Genomic DNA, 19,976 nt, shown 5'->3' on the forward strand with positions numbered 1-19,976 from the left:
TCCTCTGCACGGACGACGACGGCCGCCCCTCGGGGCGGCCGTCGTCGTCCGTCTGCGCGCGCCTGCGAGCCGCGGAGATCCGTCAGAGCGTGGGGATGAGCTCCGCGAGGTAGTCGGCGGTGTCCTCCCAGCCCTCGACCGCGTGGCAGCGCACTCCCATGTCAAGGACGGGCCGGTCGTTGCCACCCTCGTCGAGGCGGTCGCCGACGAAGAGCATGTCGTCGAGGGGGACGTCCGCGAGCTTCTCGAGGCGCGCCATGCCGTAAGCCTTGTCGATGCCCTTGCGGGTGATGTCGACGGACGTCGAGCCGCCAGAGCGCACCTCGAGGTCGGGGACGAGCACGGCGACGGCATCACGCAGTGCCGCCTTCCGTGAGCCGTCGGGGTCCCACGCGGCCTTCGCGGCGACGGGAGCGGCCTGACCGAGCGCGGAGAACGTGATCTGCGACTCGCGGTCCTCGAGGATCGGGCCCCAGGTCTCAGACTCCCAGAGGCCCAGGCGACGCGCCTCGCCCTCGACCGCGGCCAACGCGCGCTGCTTCTCGTCGTCCGTGAGGTTCTCGGCGTACTCCTGGTGCCACGCACCCTCGTGGTGACGCCAGTACTGCGTCCCGCACGTCGGCATGAGGTGGAGCCGTGCGAGGAGCGCGGGGTCGACGTCTCCGAGCCGTTCGATGACCTGCGCCCGGAACTGCGCGATCTGCCCGCCTGAGATGATGCACACCGGGACGCGCTCGAGCAGAGCGAGGAGAAGCTCGACCATGCGGCCGTCGAGGGGGGACTTCGACGGGGCAAGGGTGTCGTCGAGGTCGAACGCGACGAGACGGGGGGTGGGCACGGATCTTCTCCTGGGTGACGGCGTCGGGATCGCGCCCAGCCTAGCGACGCTCCCCTGCCCTCGGGTCGACCCGACAGACGAACGGCCTGCATCTCATGAGGAGATGCAGGCCGTCTGTGGTGGAGCCAGGGGGACTCGAACCCCCAACCCCCTGCTTGCAAAGCAGGTGCGCTACCAATTGCGCCATGGCCCCGTGAGTTTTCTGTGCCTCACTCGAAGGTGTCGGCGACCTCTGCCCAGAGGTCCTTGCCGGCGGACTCCTCGGAGTACCTCCGCCAGGCGTAGTACCCGACAGCGGCCACAGCCGCGACGAGAAGGAGCTTCTTCATGGGACAACCTCCTTGTGGGGTACTTCCGTGGGCCCAGGAGGACTTGAACCTCCGACCTCTTCGTTATCAGCGAAGCGCTCTAACCGCCTGAGCTATGGGCCCGTCGCCGCTCGCTGCAGGTTTCCCTGCGACGGCAGCGCACCGAGACTACCCCAGCATCGGCCCTCGCTCCAAAACGAGGTGCCGGGGCGCCCCGGAGTTCGTCGTCAGTCGTCCGTGAGCGTCATGTGCACGCCGCCCACGAGGGCTGCGACGACGTTGTAGAGGAAGGCTCCGATCGTCGAGAGCGCCGTCATGAGGACGACATCGACGACAGCGATGATCATCGCGAGGGAGACGACGCGGTCGCGCTCGACGTACTGGAGGATGTCGAGCTCGGACTCGGTCCCGACGATCTTCCGGATCGTCTCGTCGATCGACGTGAACACCCCGAGGTCGTTGAGCGCGTACCAGAACACGAAGGCCGCGACGACGATCATGATGCCGATCGCGATCGACAGGAGGAACGACATCTTCATGACGGACCACGGGTCGATGCGCGAGAGCGTGAGGCGGACCTTGCGCGGCGCGTAGTCCTCCTCGTCGAGGTGCTCGTTGTCGTGCTCGTCCACGGGCCTCGGGGCGCTGGCCGGCGCGGGAACCGCGCCCGTGCTCCCCGGGCCGGTGGGAGTCGCGCCGGTTGCGGAGATCGCAGCAGGCGCAGGCACCGGACCGGGCCCGGCGGGCGCGTCGGGACGCGGTGCCGGGGTCTTCGGGGTGATCGCCGGCGGCGCGGCGTCCTGCTTCTCGGTCACGCTCGCTCCTCCTCGGTGCCCGTCACGTCGATGTCAGCGACGTCGGTCGTCCCAGTCTGCCCCGCCTCGGCGGTGTTGGCCTCCTCCTGCAGGGGGACCGTCCCGTCCGTGGACTCGGCGTCGACGGCGAAACCCTCGCCGTCGGTGGCCTCGTCGTCATCCCCAGATTCCTCGTTGCGGGCGACGGCGATGATCCGGTCGTTCTTGTCGGGCTTGGCGAAGATCACGCCCTGCGAGGTGCGCCCGGTCGGGTTGACCTCACGCACCGCGGACCGCACGATCTTGCCGCGTTCCATGATGACGAGCACCTCGTCGTCCTCGTCGACGACGAGGGCGCCGACGAGGTCCCCGTTGCGCTCGGGCAGGTTCGCGACGCGGATGCCGAGCCCGCCTCGGCCCTGGAGCCGGTAGTTGTCGACCGTGAGCTGGGTGCGCTTCGCGATGCCGCCCTCGGTGACGGTGAAGAGGAACGCGTCGTCACGAACGACGTCCATCGCGAGCAGGTCGTCGTCGTCGCGGAACTTCATGCCCGTGACGCCCGACGTCGAACGCCCCATGGGCCGCACCTGCTCATCGTTCGCCGTGAAGCGGATCGACTGGCCCTTGCGGCTCACGAGGATGACGTCGTCGACGGAGTTGACGATGCGGGCCGAGACGAGCTCGTCGGTCGTACCCTCGTCGTCCTCGCGGAGGTTGATCGCGATGAGGCCGGCGGTGCGGTTCGTGTCGTACTCGGTCAGGCGCGTCTTCTTGACGAGGCCTCGCTTCGTCGCGAGAAGGAGGTACCCCGCGTCCTCGTATGTCCGCAGCGCGAGCACCTGGGCGATCCGCTCGTCGGGCTGGAACGCAAGAAGGTTCGCGACGTGCTGCCCCTTGGCGTCGCGGCCGCCCTCGGGCAGCTCGTACGCCTTGGCACGGTAGACGCGGCCGAAGTTCGTGAAGAAGAGCAGCCAGTTGTGGGTCGAGGTGACGAAGAAGTGGTCGACGATGTCGTCCTCTCGCAGCTGTGCGCCGCGGACGCCCTTGCCACCACGCTTCTGCGCCCGGTAGTTGTCGGTGCGGGTGCGCTTGACGTAACCGCCGCGGGTGATGGTGACGACCATCTCCTCCTCGGCGATGAGGTCCTCGATCGAGACCTCGCCGTCGAACGGGAGGATCGTCGTGCGACGCTCGTCGCCGTAGCGGCCGACGATCTCGTCGAGCTCGTCGCCGACGATCTGCCGCTGCCGGTCCTCGTTCGCGAGGATCGCGTTGTAGTCAGCGATGCGCGCCATGAGCTCGGCGTGCTCGTCGGCGATCTTCTGACGCTCCATCGCGGCGAGCGCGCGCAGCTGGAGGGCGAGGATCGCACGGGCCTGGATCTCGTCGACGTCGAGGAGGCGCATGAGGCCTTCACGGGCGTCGTCGACGGTCGCGGACGCGCGGATGAGCGCGATGACCTCGTCGAGCATGTCGAGGGCCTTGAGGTAGCCCGTGAGGATGTGGGCGCGCTCCTCGGCCTCGCGGAGCATGAAGCGCGTCCGGCGGACAATGACGTCCATCTGGTGCGTCGTCCAGTGGCGGATGAACGCGTCGAGCGACAGGGTGCGTGGCACGCCGTCGACGAGGGCGATCATGTTCGCGCCGAACGTGTCCTGGAGCTGCGTGTGCTTGTAGAGGTTGTTGAGGACGACCTTCGCGACAGCGTCGCGCTTGAGGACGATGACGAGCCGCTGACCGGTGCGGCCCGAGGTCTCGTCACGCAGGTCGGCGATGCCGCCGAGACGGCCTTCCTTGACGAGGTCGGCGATCTTCGCGGCGAGGTTGTCAGGGTTGACCTGGTACGGCAGCTCGGTGACGACGAGGCACGTGCGGCCCTGGATCTCCTCGACGTTGACGACGGCACGCATCGTGATCGAGCCGCGACCCGTGCGGTACATGTCCTCGATCCCGCGGCGGCCGAGCACCGCGGCGCCCGTCGGGAAGTCCGGACCCTTGATCTCGCCGATGAGGGCGTCGAGGAGCTCCTCGCGACTCGCACCCGGGTGGGCAAGGTGCCACCGGACACCAGCGGCGACCTCGCGCATGTTGTGCGGCGGGATGTTCGTCGCCATGCCGACGGCGATGCCGGAGGAGCCGTTGACGAGGAGGTTGGGGAAGCGCGCCGGCAGGACGACGGGCTCCTGGGTGCGACCGTCGTAGTTGTCCTGGAAGTCGACGGTCTCCTTGTCGATGTCCCGGACCATCTCCATGGCGAGCGGCGCCATGCGGCACTCGGTGTACCGGGGTGCTGCGGCGGGGTCGTTGCCGGGGGAGCCGAAGTTCCCCTGCCCGGCGATGAGCGGGTAGCGCAGCGACCAGTCCTGCACGAGGCGCACCATGGCGTCGTAGATCGCGGTGTCACCGTGCGGGTGGTACTTGCCCATGACGTCGCCGACGACGCGCGTGCACTTGGAGAACGCGCGGTCGGGACGGTAGCCGCCGTCGTACATCGCGTAGAGCACGCGTCGGTGGACGGGCTTGAGGCCGTCGCGGACGTCGGGCAGCGCGCGCGAGACGATGACGCTCATCGCGTAGTCGAGGAACGACTTCTGCATCTCCTGCTGGAGGTCGATCTGGTCGATCCGTCCGTGGTTGACGACGTCGTACGCGTCGCCGGTCGTCCCGTTCTCGGGGGTGTTCTCGCTCACCGTCTCGTTCCTTCGCTCGGCGCTGGGCCGGGTCGTGCGTGGGGTTCCTGTCGCTGGGGCCGGGCGGCCGTCAGATGTCGAGGAACCTCACGTCCTTGGCGTTGCGCTGGATGAAGGAGCGTCGCTGCTCGACGTCCTCTCCCATGAGCACTGAGAAGACCTCGTCGGCCGTCGCCGCGTCGTCGAGGGTCACCTGGAGCAGCGTGCGGTGCTCGGGGTCCATCGTCGTGTCCCAGAGCTCGGAGTAGTCCATCTCGCCGAGGCCCTTGTAGCGCTGGATGCCGTTGTCCTTGGGGATGCGCCGGCCGGCGGCGAGGCCGGCCGCGAGGGCCTGGTCGCGCTCGGCGTCGGAGTACACGTAGTCGTGGGGTGCGTTCGACCACTTGAGACGGTAGAGCGGCGGCTGCGCGAGGTAGACGTGGCCGTGCTCGATGAGCGGTCGCATGAAGCGGAACAGCAGCGTGAGCAGAAGCGTCGCGATGTGCTTGCCGTCGACGTCGGCGTCGGCCATGAGGACGATCTTGTGGTACCGGAGCTTGTCGATGTCGAAGTCTTCGGAGATGCCCGTGCCGAAGGCGGTGATGAGCCCCTGGACCTCGAGGTTGCTGAGCGCGCGGTCGAGGCGGGCCCGCTCGACGTTGAGGATCTTGCCTCGGATCGGCATGATCGCCTGGTTGTAGGGGTTGCGACCGCGGACGGCGGAGCCGCCGGCGGAGTCGCCCTCGACGATGAAGATCTCGGACTCTTCGGGCTTGTTGGACTGGCAGTCCTTGAGCTTGCCCGGCATCGACGAGGTGCCGAGGAGGCTCTTGCGCGTCGCCTCGCGCGCCTTGCGCGCCGCGAGGCGCGCCTGAGCGGCCTGGACGGCCTTGCGGATGATGTCCTTGGCCTCGTTGGGGTGGGACTCGAGCCAGTCGCCGAGGCGGTCGTTGACGACGCTCTGGACGAAGGTCTTCGCCTCGGTGTTGCCGAGCTTCGTCTTCGTCTGGCCCTCGAACTGCGGCTCGCCGAGCTTCACCGAGACGACGGCGGTGAGCCCCTCGCGGACGTCGTCGCCCGTGAGGTTCTCGTCCTTGTCCTTGAGGAGACCCTTGGCGCGCGCGTAGCGGTTGACGAGGGACGTCATCGCCGCACGGAAGCCCTCCTCGTGGGTACCGCCCTCGGTCGTCGAGATCGTGTTCGCGTACGTGTGCACCGACTCGGAGTAGGCACCCGTCCACTGCATCGCGATCTCGAGAGAGATGCGACGGTCGGTGTCCTCCGCCTCGAAGTCGATGATCTCGGGGTGGACGAGCTCGACCTTCTTCATCGAGTTGAGGTGACGGACGTAGTCCGTGAGGCCCTGGTCGTAGCGGTATGTGACGGTGCGGTGGCGCGGGGCCTCGGTGTCGGCGTCGCCCGCGAGCTCGTCCTCGTCGACCTCGACGGAACGCTCGTCCGTGAGCGTGATCTGCAGGCCCTTGTTGAGAAACGCCATCTGCTGGAAGCGCGAGCGGAGCGTCTCGTAGTCGAAGACGGTCGACTCGAAGATCGCGGGGTCGGCCCAGAACGTCTGCGTCGTCCCGGTCTCCTCGGTCGGTGCTCCCTGACGGAGCGTTCCGACCGGCTTGCCGCCGTCGGCGAAGGACTGGTTCCACGTGAAACCGTCGCGCTTGATCTCGGTCTCGACGCGTGTCGACAGCGCGTTGACGACGGAGATGCCGACACCGTGGAGCCCGCCCGAGACGGCATACCCGCCGCCGCCGAACTTGCCGCCCGCGTGGAGGATCGTCATGACGACCTCGACCGTGGGGCGACCTTCGGTCGGGTGGAGCGCGACCGGGATGCCGCGGCCGTTGTCGACGACCTTGACGCCACCGTCGTCGAGGAGCGTGATCTCGATGTGGTCGCAGTAGCCGGCAAGCGCTTCGTCCACAGCGTTGTCCACAACCTCGTAGACGAGGTGGTGGAGTCCACGCTCACCCGTCGAGCCGATGTACATGCCGGGACGCTTGCGAACCGCCTCGAGGCCCTCGAGGACCGTGATCGAGGAGGCGTCGTAGCTGGGAGCGGAGGGCGTCGGGGATCCCGCGTCCGTGGTGCTCGGCTGGTCAGTCACTGGAAGAGGTGCTCCTCGGCTCGACGCTTGAAGTTCCGTGCTCTGCGGCGCCGCGTGCGTGCTCCGACCGAGGTCGGAGCATCGTCGCGACCGCGGGCCGTCAGACGGTCCGCAGCACTGTTCGCCCCAGACGAGGGGAGTCGAGCGAGCGCCGGTCGGGGGGCTCGTGACGCACCCGTCAGCGGGGTGCTGTCCCGGGCCCGGCCCAACCTGTCCAGTCTACCTGCGACGGGCGGAATATCGGGCCTCAAACCCGTTATCCACAGTGATTTTCACAGCCATGACACGTCTTCCACTGGTTCATGCACAGAGGCCTGTGGATAACCAGTCAGCCCCAGGTGTCCCTGGGTCCACGACCCTTGACCCTCCGCGGTCCCCGACCGAAGGACCGCACGGTCGGACCGACGATCTTTAGTTCCTCGACCACCCCCTGGCCAAGCTCCTGCGCGAGCCTCCCAAGCAGCGACGGGCGGAGGAACTCGAGCTGTGTCGCCCACGCGGTCGAACCGGCCTGGACGACGAGGACACCCGCGTCGAACGTCAGCGGAGTCGCATGCTCAGCGATCTCGTCGCCCACGACCTCCCGCCACCGACCGATGACGCCACCGACCGAGACGTCCTTCGTCCAGCCTCGCTCCGCGAGCAGACGCCCGACAACATCGCCGAAGAGCTGCGGATCCCGGCCCCCGGGCCGCGGCCCGGACCGCTGCTCGGCGAGCGGCGACCGTGTCGTCACCCCCGGCCGCGCGCCCCGCTCGCGCGCCGCTGCGCGAGCCCGGTTGAAGGCTTCCTTGGCCACCTGCTGCGGCGACGGCAGCTCGACGAGGTCACGCACGTCGGGCGTTGGGTCGTCCGGATCTACCGCCGGCACACCTCGCGGCCGGGGGAGCTCGACAGGCTCATCGGGCGACACGGGTGACCTCGCCGCCGTGCACGTCGAAACGCACCCCGACGAGAGATTCCGGGACGTCACCCGGCACCGCCGCCGTGATGAGCACCTGACGCGCCGGCGCGACGAGATCCGCGAGCCGCTGCCTGCGCCGGACGTCGAGCTCCGCGAACACGTCGTCGAGCACGAGCACAGGCTCTCCGTCCTCGCGCGAGTCTGCGACCCAGAAATCGTCGTCGGAGTCCCCGACGCCCTCGGTGAGCAAGCTGTACGACGCGAGCCGGAGCGCGAGCGCGAACGACCACGACTCACCGTGGCTCGCATAGCCCTTCGCAGGCAGGCCGCCGAGCGTGAGCACGAGATCGTCGCGGTGCGGACCGACGAGGCACACGCCCCGCTCGATCTCCTTGGGTCGAAGCCGTGACACCGCCTCGAGCAGCTGAGCCTCGATCTCGGCGACCGTCGGAAGGAAGTCGGTCTCCGGGAGGTCGAGCGCGGATGCGAGGCTCGAGCGGTAGGCGATCTCCGCCCGTCCCTGCCCCGCGCTCACACGGTCGTACGCGTCGTCGACGAAGGGCGCGAGACCGACGACGAGACGCTGCCGGACCGCGATGATCTCGGCGCCCAGCACCGCGAGCTTCGCGTCCCAGACGTCGAGCGTGCGCAGGTCCGGGGACCCTGCTGCGTCGTCGCCCGTGCTCCGACCCCGACGTCGCGGGCCGCCGGCCGACTTGAGGAGCGCGGACCGCTGGCGCAGCACACGCTCGTAGTCCGCGAGCACGGACGCGAGGCGGGGGCTCACGAGGATCATGAGGTCGTCGAGAAACCGACGGCGGGCGTCCGGGTCACCCTTGACGAGCACGAGGTCCTCGGGCGCGAAGAGGACGGTGCGGAGGATGCCGACGACGTCCCGGACGCGTGGGACGGGTGAGCGATTGAGGCGTGCCCTGTTGGCGCGACCGACGTTGATCTCGAGATCGATCGTCGAGGCTCGGTCTCCCCGGACGACCCGGGTCCGGACGACCGCCCTCTGCGCGCCCGCGCGGACGAGAGCGGCGTCGTTCGCGACCCGGTGGGAGCCGAGGGTCGCGACGTAGCCGATCGCCTCGACGAGGTTCGTCTTGCCCTGACCGTTGGGACCGACGAACGCGTTGACGCCCGGTTCGAGCTCGAGGTCGACCTGCGTGTAGGAGCGAAAGTCCTGCAGCGAGAGGTGAGAGACGTGCACCCGGACCCCGGGTGTCAGCTCGCGAAGCGGATGGGCACGAGCAGGTAGCGGTAGTGCGTCTGCGACTCACCCTCGAGGGAGTCCTGCCCGGTGAACTCGACGGGCTTGTTGGGGTGCGTGAAGCTCAGCCGGACGAAGTCCGTGCCGAGAGCCCCCAGCCCGTCGAGCAGGAAGGTCGGGTTGAACGCGACCGAGATGTCCTCGCCGACGAGGAGCGCCTCGAGGGCTTCCGACGCCTGGGCGTCGTCGCCCTGCCCTGCGTTGAGGACGACCTGGCCGTCGGAGAAGGACAGCCGGATCGGGGTGTTGCGCTCGGCGACGAGCGAGACACGCTTGCTCGCCTCGATGAGTGCCGAGGTCGCCACGACCGCGTGGATCGGGGTCTCGTCGGGAAAGAGCCGGCGGACGGGCGGGTAGTCACCGTCGGTGAGCTGTGACGTCGTGTGGCGTCCGCCTGCCTCGAACCCGATGAGGTCGACGCCTGCACCGGTCGAGAGCGCGACGGAGACGTCGCCCGACGAGCCGAGCGACTTGGCGACCTCGGAGAGCGTGCGGGCCCGGACGAGCGCGACCTCGGAGATGTCGGTCTGTGCCGGCCGCCACGGCAGCTCGCGGAGCGCGAGACGGTAGCGGTCAGTCGCCAGGAGGGTGATCGTCGAACCCTCGAGCTCGGCACGCACTCCCGTGAGCAGCGGCAGGGTGTCGTCCTTGCTCGCCGCGACGGACACCTGGGCGACCGCCTCGGTGAGCTCGTCGCCTGAGATGACACCGACGACCTGCGGCATCGTCGGGAGAGCAGGGTAGTCCTCGACGGGCATCGTGAGGAGCGAGAAGCGGCTCGAGCCGCACGTGACGTTGACCTTCGTGCCCTCGAGGACGACGTCGACCGGCCGGTTGGGAAGCGCTCGTGAGATCTCGGCGAGAAGGCGTCCGGAGACGAGCACCTCGCCAGCCTCGGCGACCTCGGCGGGGATCTCGGAGCGGGCCGATACCTCGTAGTCGAAGGTGGACAGGCGGAGCACACCGAGGGGGTCGGCCTCGATCCGCACTCCGGCGAGGACGGGCGCCGGCGGACGTGCGGGCAGGGTCCGTGCCGCCCAGGTGACGGCCTCGGCCAGGACGTCGCGCTCGACGCGGAACTTCATCTGCTCGCACTCCCTCTCGGTTCGGCACCCGTGAGCTCGCACCGAGACACAGGTCGGGATGAACACTACGCGACCTCGAGGGCCGGGGTCATCTCTGAGCAGGTGGTCCGGGAGTGCCACCGTTGTCGTGCTGCCGGTGTCGGGCCGTGAGGCTCATGAAGGTGATGTGGATTCCCTCATGAGAGAACTGTCATCGTCGTCGTAGGGTTTGTGGATCCTGGGGAAAGCACATGTTCTTGCAGGTCGGCCATCGAAAGTTGTGATTCGACGTGCTCGTGGACGACATGTGGACAACTGTGTGTCGTTGTGGACGAAGGGATGGTGCCCAGGGACTGTCCCCTGTTCTGCACCGACGTGTCCACAGATCCATGGGTGTCGTCCACCGTTGTCCACAGGTCTGTGCACAGGTGTGGAAAGACATCCCACGTGACTCTCGATGCCGTGTCGAGAGTTGGGCCCTAGGACCTGTGCTCGTGCTTGATGCGGCTCGTCAGCTCTGTCACCTGGTTGTAGATCGAGCGCCGCTCGGCCATCTGCGCACCGATCTTCCGGTTCGCATGCATGACCGTCGTGTGGTCACGTCCTCCGAACTCCTGACCGATCTTCGGCAACGAGAGGTCCGTGAGCTCTCGGCACAGATACATGGCGATCTGTCGGGCCGTGACGAGGACCCGCGACCGCGAGTTGCCGCAGAGATCGTCGATCGAGAGGCCGAAGTACGCCGCGGTCTGGGCGATGATGCTTCCCGCGGTGATCTGCGAGGCGTCCTCGTCGGTGATGAGGTCCTTGAGGACGATCTCCGCGAGCCCGATGTCGACCTGCTGCCGGTTGAGGTTCGCGAACGCCGTGACACGGATGAGTGCGCCCTCGAGCTCACGGATGTTCGTCGAGATCTTCGACGCGATGTACTCGAGGACGTCGTCCGGGGCTGCGAGCCGTTCGCCGGCAGCCTTCTTGCGGAGGATCGCGATGCGGGTCTCGAGGTCCGGCGGCTGAACGTCCGTGATGAGGCCCCACTCGAACCTGGACCGCAGGCGGTCCTCGAAGCCGTTAAGCTGCTTCGGCGGGACGTCCGAGGTGATGACGACCTGCTTGTTCGCGTTGTGCAAGGTGTTGAACGTGTGGAAGAACTCCTCCATCGTCTGTTCCTTGCCCTGCAGGAACTGGATGTCGTCGATGAGGAGGACGTCGACCTCGCGGTAGCGGCGCTGGAACGCGCCGGCACGGCCTTCACCGATCGAGTTGATGAAGTCGTTCGTGAACTCCTCGGAGTTGACGTACCGCACGCGCACGCCGGGGTAGAGGCTCTTCGCGTAGTGACCGATCGCGTGGAGCAGGTGCGTCTTCCCGAGGCCGGACCCGCCGTAGATGAAGAGGGGGTTGTACGCCTTTGCCGGCGCCTCTGCGACGGCGACCGCCGCCGCGTGGGCGAAGCGGTTGGAGGCGCCGATGACGAACGTCTCGAAGACGTAGTGAGCGTTGAGACTCGTCGGTTCGAACGCCTGGGGTGAGGAGCTCGCTCCCGAGGGGTTGAACACCTCGGAGTGCGAGATCCGCTGGGGCGGCGTCGCCGGGGCCTCGACCGGCTCGTCCACCGAGGGACGTGTGAGGGCCTGCTCGGTCTGCTCGTCGGCGAGCGAGGCATCGACGGTGATGACGAAGCGCGCGTCGCGCCCGAGGGCGTGCGTGAGCGCGTCGGTGAGCTCCGAGCGGACCCTGTTCTCGAGGTACTCCCGGGTCCACTCGTTGGCGACGGCGACGATGATCGTGCCCTCGGCGATGGCGAGGGGGGCGCCGAGCTTGATGAAGGCGATCTGCCGCGGGGTCATGTCGGGGCTCGCCTCGAGCTCCGTGATCGCCCTGGACCAGACCTCGGTGACGTCGACGTCTGCTGCAGACATCGTTCTCCTTCGCTCGGGGGACGGACGGCGAGCGTCGCACGCCCGTCGATGTCCACATAGTTTTCCACAGGTTGTGCACGGCGTCGTCCGTCGTCGTCCCTCGGTCCCAGGAACTGTCCGTGGGCACCATCAAGGCGTGACGTTCCGCGGCAGCCGCCATCTCACCCGTGACGCGCCCTGCACTGCTGTGGCATGCTGAACGACAACGTTGTAACTTCCGGACGACATCGCCGTCGTCCACATCCTGTGATCTTCGCCCAGTCGAAGGTCACAGTGGTTCGGCTTGACCGGGGACGGCCTCTCGGCATAGCGTCAGACAGCCGTTCGGCACCTTCGTCGTGCCCGCGTGCCCTGATCCCCGGACCCTGCCATCCCTGGCAGGGACCCCATGTCAACGTTCTGGAGTTACTCGTGAGCAAGCGGACCTACCAGCCGAACAACCGGCGTCGTGCGAAGACCCATGGCTTCCGCGCCCGCATGGCCACCCGTGCCGGCCGCGCCATCCTCGCCGCCCGCCGTCGCAAGGGCCGCTCCGAGCTCTCCGCCTGACCGGTGCTTCCTGCGGCGCACCGCCTTCGGCGTTCCACCGATTTCGGTCGGACTGTACGCGAGGGTGTGCGCGCCGGACGATCGACCATGGTCGTCCACCACCTCGCCCCTGGCGACGGTGATGGACCGGCCATGGTCGGTTTTGTCGTTTCCAAGGCTGTGGGCAACGCCGTGACACGCAACCTCGTCAAGCGCCGGATGCGAGCCCTCATGGCCCAGCAGACGGAGCAGCTCCCCGAGGGAACCGTGACCGTCGTGCGAGCCCTGCCCGCGTCCGCCCGCAGCACGTACACGGTGCTGGAGCGGGACCTTCATCGCTGTCTATCGCGGCTGGCTCTGCAAGGGCCGGAGACACAGCCATGACGACAACCAGCGCCGCGGGGTCCGTCCGCACCGCCTGGCGATGGATCGTCAGGCTCCCGGCCAGACTGCTTCTCCTGCTGCTTCGTGGGTATCAGCTCGTCATCTCACCGATGACACCGCCGTCCTGCAGGTTCTACCCGAGCTGCTCCGAGTACGCTGTGCGCGCCGTGCGGATCCACGGGGTTCTCCGGGGCGGCCGACTCGCAGCGTGGCGGGTGCTGCGTTGCAATCCCTGGAACTACGGGGGCGTCGACGACGTTCCTGGTGACGTGAGACGCCCTGCAGTGCAGGAGAACGAATCGCGCAAGCCCGAGGCTCCGGAGCACACGTGCTTCCGGACCGAAGACCCTGCCTGCATGGAGCTGTCCTGATGGAGTGGATGTATAGCCTGCTTTTCCCGATCCAGTGGGTCGTGGCGTGGATCATGTACGGGTGGCACTGGCTGCTCGAGCTCGTCGGGATCTCTGGCGAGAGCGGACTCTCGTGGGTGCTCGCGATCGTCGGCCTGACGTTGACGATCCGTACCGCGCTCATCCCGCTGTTCTTCAAGCAGATCCACGCATCGCGTGGCATGCAGGTCGTGGCTCCGGAGATGAAGAAGCTCCAGGCCAAGTACGCGAACAAGAAGGATCAGGCATCGCGCGAGGCCATGGCGCGCGAGATGCAGGAGCTGTACAAGAAGCACCAGACGTCGCCGTTCGCGTCGTGCATGCCGCTCCTGCTGCAGATGCCGATCTTCTTCGCGCTCTTCCGGGTGCTCAACACGCTTCCGCAGATCGCGTCCGGTGAGAATGACCCCATCGGCCCGATCAACAAGGTCGTGGCTGGCCAGATCGAGAGCTCAACGTTCTTCGGTGCCCCGCTCTCCGAGACGTTCCTCAACACGGACGTCACGCAGGTGAAGGTCGTCACAGCGATTCTCATCCTCATCATGTCGGTGACGCAGTTCTTCACACAGCGTCAGCTGACGATGAAGAACATGCCGCCGTCGGCCCTCGAGGGACCGACCGCCGCGATGCAGAAGAACATGATGTACATCTTCCCGGTAATCTTCGCTGTCTCGGGTGTGAACTTTCCCATCGGTGTGCTCGTCTACTGGACGGTCTCGAACGTGTGGTCGATGGGCCAGCAGTTCTACACCATCCGGAAGATCCCCACGCCCGGATCCGAGGCTGCTCGTCGGCTCGAGGCGCGACGTCGCGCCAGGGGCATCGTCGAGGTGACGTCGGCCGACGGCACGACGACGACGGTCGCTCCGCCGAGCGGTCAGCGCCAGCAGCCGATGTCGGCGCAGCGACAGAAGCGCAAGAAGAAGAAGTGACCTGGCGCCGCCAGGAACCCGGACACGAATGCCCTAGGAGCATCAGGTGACGACGCAGAACACCGAGCCCACGTCGACGACGAGCCGCCTCGAGGAGGAGGGTGAGATCGCCGCGGACTACCTCGAGGAGCTCCTCGACATCGCGGATCTCGATGGCGAGATCGACATGGATATTGACCACGGCCGGGCAACTGTCGAGGTCATCACCGACGACCCTGCCCAGCTCGCCGAGCTCGTTGGCACCGACGGTGAGGTGCTTGACGCACTTCAGGAGCTCACACGGCTTGCTGTTCAGGCGCGGACGGGGGAGCGAAGCCGGCTCATGCTCGACATCGCGGGCTACCGCGCGACGCGTCGTAGCGAACTGACTGTCCTCGCCGAGAAGACGATCGCCGACGTGCGGGAGTCCGGTGTTGCGATCGCCCTCGCTCCGATGAACGCGTTCGAGCGCAAGGTCGTTCACGACGTCGTCACTGCCGCTGGGCTCACGAGCGAGTCACACGGAGTGGACCCCGCGCGCCACATCACGATCAGCCCCTCGGCCTGATCGACGTACGTACGACGGCCCGTCGCCCTGTTCGCAGGGCGGCGGGCCGTCGGCGTCTACGGATGACGTCCACGGTTGGCGTCTGGGAGTGAGATTCGGGACCCGGGTGGGTCGCACGCCTGTGGGCGTCATCTGGGCGTATCGCGTCTCGCTGTTTCACGTGAAACACCTGCGTACGGCGACGATGGTTGCGCTGCGGCATACGAATGCGTCGTCGCTCCGGGGCGAGGGCGTCGTGACCGAGTGGTGTCCAAGGTAGCGGCGAGCGAACGGTGCTGCGCGCCCTGACGGAGTTCGGGGAGCGCCCCGCGAGACAAGTTGGTCGCGGGACGTGTGAACCCGTGATGAGCCGGATCGGTGAGGTCCACAGAGTGGGGGCGGGTGTGGACCGCACCGTGAAGGTTCGCGCGTATCGGGTCTGGGCGTCCCGCCGAGAGCGTCCTCTCTGCTGAGTGAACCGCATGCGAGATCCTTGGATGGTGTCCGCGCTCCCGCAGGTCTGCACGCAGTAGCCCGGAGGACCAGCTCGCCATATAGGAGATTCTCAGGGCGCGCGCGTGTTACGCGACCGCCGCCGTCGCCTCTGGGAGCGGACGCGGTCGTGGAAGTCATCGCTCCACGGTTTCACGTGAAACAGTGAGGCGGGGCGGACAGGTGGTCGGCACGTTCGTGCCCGTCTGAAGGTGGAGGGCCAGGACAGAACCATGCCCGTGGTGCGCGGCGCGCGTGGCGGCGCGGCACGGCCAGCGACGCAGGGCGCGGCGCAACGCAGGCGTAGCGTGGCGCGCCCCGCCGTGGCGCGAGAGAGCCGCCTGGCGCTGTGGACCGGGTCCTCGTTGGGCCGTATTCCGAGATGCCCTGCAATGCGCCAGGACAGCGGTGTGGCGTCCTGAGAAGAGAAAGCATGTCAGAACGCATCCTCAGTGGTTCCCGAGCACCATCCTGTCTTGATGATCCATGTCACGGGAATGGGAATGCCTCTGGAGATGGCGCCCCCACTGCTCCACGTGACACGGATGAGTTCTGCCGCTCGGCGGAAGGCTCTCAACAGTCGGTCGCGCTGGTGTGCGTCGTCGTTGTTGTGCACCGTGGGGAAGTGGAGTGCGGAGGCGTCGCGTCGAGGAGCCCTCACATGGTTAGTGCCTGGCTCTTTGACCCGCGCAAGTTCGTGAGTGCAGAACGCGAGGAGGGGAAGGTGGTCTGGGATGCGCGTCCTGCGGCGGGCTGTGGTGGTCCGTAGTCGCCGTGTCCGCTCCGTGACAGAGGCCGTGAGGAAGGGGACTGCTGCAGGGATGACGCCTGCGATACGTGACGACCACCGACGGTAGAGCTCGACAAGGTCGACCACGCGGTGGCGTAGGAGGCGTGGCTGCGATCTATGAGCGACCGACCCTGGTGTCGGGTCGTCTACCGCTTGTGTTGTCCATTGTGCGGTGCGGGACCATGTGCGCCCAGTGTGGATTGCGGAGTAGTCGCCGACGCAAGTGGCCGTCACTGGCCGGCCAGGGGGATCAGGCGTGGCATCGAACGGCCGAGAATGTCGTGCCCAGCGACGTAGGCCACGTGGAGCAGTGGGGGCGCCATCTCCCCGCGCCATTTCCAGACGAGGTAGTCCGCGCACAGGGTAGTGGAGGGCCACCATGTGTTTCACGTGAAACACGGAGATGCCGTCGCTCGAGGTCCGAGAGTACGGTGCGCCCCACCGTGTTGCGAGGGGCCGGGACGACGACGCCGGAGTACGGCGGGTTCCTCCCTGGGTCGACGAGCACCGGGACTCGCGACCGGGGCTGACGAGCACTGAGACTCGCGGGCCCAGCCACTGCAGCTGCGCCCGTCGTCTGCTCGGAGGTGGTGATGGACGTGCGCGTCAGCGCGACGTCGGGATAAGGCCTCTCCAGAAGTAGGCATGCTCACATCCGCCCGACGGCGCCTGAGCCGCGCTGTTCCACGTGAAACACTCGGCAGCCCCCGGGTACAAGGGAGTGCCCGGTCTTCGGTGCCCATCCGCGCCCCGCGGTCTCGTCGAACCTCGGCCAACGAGGATGCGTATGACGCCGGCACGTCCGGTTGCAAGGCCGCGCTGAGGATCTACGGTGGCAGATGCGGGGGAGCGGTGAGCTGTTCCTACGCTCGGGCGGCATGCGGTCCGGATGCTTGAGCGGCGAGACTTCGTGGGGGCACGGCGATGTCGCCAGACGTCGCGCGTGACCCGGGGAGAGTGGATCGGGGGGCGCCTCTCGACTGGTGACGGAGTCGTTCCGAGACATCGCCCTCTCCCCGGCGCCGTGGGTGGCACAGGCCATCCAGTCTCTTCGTTGCCACGACGCAGTCTGCGCGTCATCGACTCCCTGCACCCACGCCGTCCTCGGCAGCAAGACGAACTGTGCCGGGGATCAGTTGCATGAGTGCGATCCGTCCGTTGGCAACGGGCGCCACATCTTCTGCGGCGAGCTCGAGTGTCGGAGGCGGGGGGTAACCTAGGACGGAACCCCCAGGCGAAGGAGTGCCGCGTGCCCGTCAACACCCCGGACCGCAGCGATGTTTCACGTGAAACGGAGCACGTCGAGCCCGCGGGCGTCGATGAGTTGTCATCGGAGGACCCGCGGCTCGCATCCTTCTTCGGCGATGCGTTTGCCAAGGTCCGAGACTTCCATGATGCGCTCGCCCACCAGGGTGAGCTCCGAGGACTCATCGGTCCCCGGGAAGTGCCGCGACTCTGGTCGCGGCATCTTCTCAACTCCGCCTCCGTCGTCCCGTTCCTCCCTGCTACGGGCATGATTGTCGATCTCGGGTCCGGCGCCGGCCTCCCGGGAATCGTCATCGCGGCCATGCGACCACAGGCGGTGGTCGTGCTCATCGAGCCGATGGAACGCAGGTGCGCATGGCTCACCGAGGTTGCTGCCGAGCTCGAGCTCGGCAACGTCGAGGTGCGCCGAGGCCGCGCCGAGGAGTTCCATGGAGCGTTCGAGGCGGACGCGGTCACGGCTCGCGCCGTCGCGGCGCTCGACAAGCTGGGCCGGTGGGCCTTCCCCCTCCTGCGACGGGGAGGAGAGCTGGTCGTCCTCAAGGGCCGGTCCGCTCAGGAGGAGATCGACGCTGCCACCAAGGTGCTTCGCAAGTTCGGAGCAACCGACGCCCAGGTGCACGAAGCACCGACGATCGACGGACTCACCGTCACCTCGGTTGTCACGGCGACCCGCACACGATGATCGACAGTGCTCTCAGGGCTCAGGCTCTACTCACACGACGAGAGGGAGAAGCGTGACCGACAGCGACACCACCGCGCCAAGCGCGGCGCGTGACGTTTCACGTGAAACATCGCCCTACGAGCACCAGAGTCACGAAGAGCGACGGCGAGCACAGATCATGGAGAGTGTCCCGTCCTTCGAGGAGGACACCCCGCTCGCCGCGCAACTCGCACTCGACGCACGTCGACGCATCAGGCTGCGCGGACGACGCTTCCCCCGGCCGGAGCGAACCCGCATCATCACGGTGGCGAACCAGAAGGGTGGCGTGGGGAAGACGACGTCGACGGTCAATCTCGCAGCGGGTCTCGCCCAGTCGGGGCTCAACGTCCTTGTCATCGACAACGATCCGCAGGGCAACGCGTCGACTGCGCTTGGCGTAGATCACCGGGCCGGGACGCCGTCGGTGTATGACGTCCTCGTCAACGACACACCGATGCGTGACGTCGTGCAGCGCTGCCCCAACGTCGAGAGTCTGTGGTGTGTTCCCGCGACGATCGACCTCTCGGGTGCTGAGATCGAGCTCGTCTCCCTCGTCTCCCGAGAGACAAGGTTGCGGCGCGCGCTCGACACGTTCCTTGCCGAGCGAGAGGCCGCGGGGGAGGAGCGCTTCGACTACGTCTTCGTCGACTGCCCCCCATCCCTCGGACTCCTCACCGTCAACGCGTTCGTCACCGGACGCGAGGTGCTCATCCCCATCCAGTGCGAGTACTACGCCCTCGAGGGCCTGAGCCAGCTCCTCAAGAGCATCAGCATGATCCAGTCGCACCTCAACCAGGAGCTCCACCTCGCCACGATCCTCCTGACGATGTACGACGGACGGACAAACCTCGCCCAGCAGGTCGCAGCAGAGGTGCGCGAGCACTTCCCCGAGCAGACGCTTCTCACCGCGATCCCGCGGTCCGTACGCGTCTCCGAAGCGCCGTCCTACGGCCAGACCGTCATGACATACGATCCCAACTCCACGGGAGCCCTCGCCTACCTCGAGGCCGCCCGAGAGATCGCCGAACGCGGCACCACCGCGACCCAGGAGCAGAGGCAGGACGCATGAGCGAGAAGAGGCGGGGACTCGGCCGCGGCCTCGGGGCCCTCATCCCGACGGCGTCGACCGAGGATCGACCGGTCGACGTCTTCTTCCCCGGCGGTGGCTCGACCGCGGCCTCGATCGCCACGACGACGACGCCCACCGACATCGACGATTCCCTCGAGCTCGTGCCGGTCCCCGGCGCTCACTTCCAGGAGATCGCCCTCGACGACATTCGTCCGAACTCGCGACAGCCGCGCACGGTGTTCGACGAGGACGACCTCAACGAGCTCGTCGGGTCGATCGCCGAGATCGGGGTTCTCCAGCCCATCGTCGTGCGGCCAGACCCGACGGGCGAGGCTCGCTTCGAGCTCATCATGGGCGAGCGGCGCTGGCGTGCCTCCCGCGAAGCCGGTAGGGAGACGATCCCGGCGATCGTCCGCCAGACCGAGGACGACGACCTCCTCCGGGACGCTCTCCTCGAGAACCTCCACCGCGCGGCCCTCAACCCCCTCGAAGAAGCAGCCGCCTACCAGCAGCTGCTCGACGACTTCGGGTGCACGCACGAAGAACTCGCCACGAGGATCTCCCGGTCCCGACCCCAGATCTCCAACACGCTCCGCCTGCTCAAGCTCCCAGCGCTCGTCCAGCGACGCGTCGCCGCCGGCGTGCTGAGCGCCGGCCACGCCCGGGCACTCCTCGGCCTTCAGGACGCTGCAGCGATCGAGAGACTCGCACAGCGGATCGTCGCCGAAGGCCTGTCCGTGCGCGCGACCGAGGAGATCGTCGCTCTGGGCGGCCTCGAGCCCCGACCTGCGCCGCGCAAGCCCCGCGCAGGCACTCGCAGCGCAGCTATCGACGAACTGGCCACGCGTCTGTCCGACCGCTTCGAGACCCGCGTCAAGGTCGACGTCGGCCGCTCGCGAGGCAAGGTGACGATCGAGTTCGCGTCGGTCGAAGACCTCAACCGCATCCTCGACGTCATGGTGCCGGACGACCCCGGAGTCCTCCGTAAGCGCTGAGCGCGACGGCTCCG

Annotated in this window: 17 protein-coding genes and 2 tRNA genes; 8 read left to right on the top strand and 11 right to left on the bottom strand. The window is 67.5% G+C overall.

The features are described 5' to 3' along the window. Positions 1-82 precede the first annotated feature (82 nt). From IGS67_RS07675 to dnaA, 11 genes are all read right to left on the bottom strand, one after another. Positions 83-838 (bottom strand): HAD-IIB family hydrolase, encoded by a 756-nt coding sequence (locus tag IGS67_RS07675; protein ID WP_192279353.1) that lies wholly within the window; start codon positions 836-838, stop codon positions 83-85. Positions 839-955: 117 nt separating this feature from the next. Further along, a tRNA-Ala gene (locus IGS67_RS07680) sits at positions 956-1,031 on the bottom strand. A 16-nt stretch (positions 1,032-1,047) separates the two neighbouring features. Next, complete coding sequence (locus tag IGS67_RS13655) at positions 1,048-1,167, bottom strand: DLW-39 family protein (protein WP_210767138.1); 120 nt, start codon at positions 1,165-1,167, stop codon at positions 1,048-1,050. Between the two features lie 28 nt (positions 1,168-1,195). Then, a tRNA-Ile gene (locus tag IGS67_RS07685) sits at positions 1,196-1,269 on the bottom strand. Between the two features lie 104 nt (positions 1,270-1,373). Continuing rightward, positions 1,374-1,961, bottom strand: a complete 588-nt coding sequence (locus IGS67_RS14365; protein WP_192279356.1) for a DUF3566 domain-containing protein — start codon at positions 1,959-1,961, stop codon at positions 1,374-1,376. After that, the gene (gene gyrA / locus IGS67_RS07695; RefSeq protein WP_192279358.1) at positions 1,958-4,630 is read right to left on the bottom strand and encodes a DNA gyrase subunit A; all 2,673 of its coding nucleotides are present in this window, start codon (positions 4,628-4,630) and stop codon (positions 1,958-1,960) included. Before gyrA ends, IGS67_RS14365 begins: the two co-directional genes overlap by 4 nt. 70 nt (positions 4,631-4,700) lie before the next feature. Beyond that, on the bottom strand, positions 4,701-6,728 hold the full coding sequence (gene gyrB, locus IGS67_RS07700) for a DNA topoisomerase (ATP-hydrolyzing) subunit B (RefSeq protein WP_192279360.1): 2,028 nt from the start codon (positions 6,726-6,728) through the stop codon (positions 4,701-4,703). Between the two features lie 328 nt (positions 6,729-7,056). After that, positions 7,057-7,563, bottom strand: a complete 507-nt coding sequence (locus IGS67_RS07705) for a DUF721 domain-containing protein (protein WP_192279362.1) — start codon at positions 7,561-7,563, stop codon at positions 7,057-7,059. Positions 7,564-7,627: 64 nt separating this feature from the next. After that, positions 7,628-8,845, bottom strand: coding sequence for a DNA replication/repair protein RecF (recF, locus tag IGS67_RS07710; RefSeq protein WP_192279364.1), 1,218 nt, complete (start codon positions 8,843-8,845; stop codon positions 7,628-7,630). A gap of 14 nt (positions 8,846-8,859) precedes the next feature. Then, positions 8,860-9,990, bottom strand: coding sequence for a DNA polymerase III subunit beta (dnaN, locus tag IGS67_RS07715; RefSeq protein WP_192279366.1), 1,131 nt, complete (start codon positions 9,988-9,990; stop codon positions 8,860-8,862). A gap of 458 nt (positions 9,991-10,448) precedes the next feature. Continuing rightward, positions 10,449-11,891, bottom strand: a complete 1,443-nt coding sequence (gene dnaA, locus IGS67_RS07720; RefSeq protein WP_192279368.1) for a chromosomal replication initiator protein DnaA — start codon at positions 11,889-11,891, stop codon at positions 10,449-10,451. A 411-nt stretch (positions 11,892-12,302) separates the two neighbouring features. Here dnaA and rpmH point away from each other — a divergent pair, with 411 nt between their 5' ends. From rpmH to IGS67_RS07760, 8 genes are all read left to right on the top strand, one after another. Continuing rightward, positions 12,303-12,440: a 50S ribosomal protein L34 gene (rpmH, locus tag IGS67_RS07725; protein ID WP_192279370.1), complete on the top strand. Its 138-nt coding sequence runs from the start codon at positions 12,303-12,305 to the stop codon at positions 12,438-12,440. A 3-nt stretch (positions 12,441-12,443) separates the two neighbouring features. After that, positions 12,444-12,803: a ribonuclease P protein component gene (rnpA, locus tag IGS67_RS07730; RefSeq protein WP_192279372.1), complete on the top strand. Its 360-nt coding sequence runs from the start codon at positions 12,444-12,446 to the stop codon at positions 12,801-12,803. Then, a complete protein-coding gene (yidD, locus tag IGS67_RS07735) occupies positions 12,800-13,174 on the top strand; it encodes a membrane protein insertion efficiency factor YidD (protein WP_192279375.1) in 375 nt (124 codons plus the stop codon). Before rnpA ends, yidD begins: the two co-directional genes overlap by 4 nt. Positions 13,175-13,182: 8 nt before the next feature. After that, positions 13,183-14,124: a membrane protein insertase YidC gene (gene yidC / locus IGS67_RS07740; RefSeq protein ID WP_328742002.1), complete on the top strand. Its 942-nt coding sequence runs from the start codon at positions 13,183-13,185 to the stop codon at positions 14,122-14,124. A gap of 46 nt (positions 14,125-14,170) precedes the next feature. Beyond that, positions 14,171-14,671, top strand: a complete 501-nt coding sequence (locus IGS67_RS07745) for a Jag family protein (protein ID WP_192279379.1) — start codon at positions 14,171-14,173, stop codon at positions 14,669-14,671. Between the two features lie 2,510 nt (positions 14,672-17,181). After that, complete coding sequence (rsmG, locus tag IGS67_RS07750; RefSeq protein ID WP_407925813.1) at positions 17,182-17,880, top strand: 16S rRNA (guanine(527)-N(7))-methyltransferase RsmG; 699 nt, start codon at positions 17,182-17,184, stop codon at positions 17,878-17,880. Between the two features lie 157 nt (positions 17,881-18,037). Continuing rightward, on the top strand, positions 18,038-18,967 hold the full coding sequence (locus tag IGS67_RS07755) for a ParA family protein (protein WP_192279381.1): 930 nt from the start codon (positions 18,038-18,040) through the stop codon (positions 18,965-18,967). Next, positions 18,964-19,962 carry a ParB/RepB/Spo0J family partition protein gene (locus tag IGS67_RS07760; RefSeq protein WP_192279383.1) on the top strand — a complete coding sequence of 333 codons (999 nt, stop codon included), beginning with the start codon at positions 18,964-18,966 and terminating at the stop codon, positions 19,960-19,962. Before IGS67_RS07755 ends, IGS67_RS07760 begins: the two co-directional genes overlap by 4 nt. Positions 19,963-19,976: the final 14 nt, after the last annotated feature.

Origin of the sequence: Flavimobilis rhizosphaerae (assembly GCF_014852685.1) — a bacterium.
GTDB lineage: Bacteria > Actinomycetota > Actinomycetes > Actinomycetales > Cellulomonadaceae > Flavimobilis > Flavimobilis rhizosphaerae.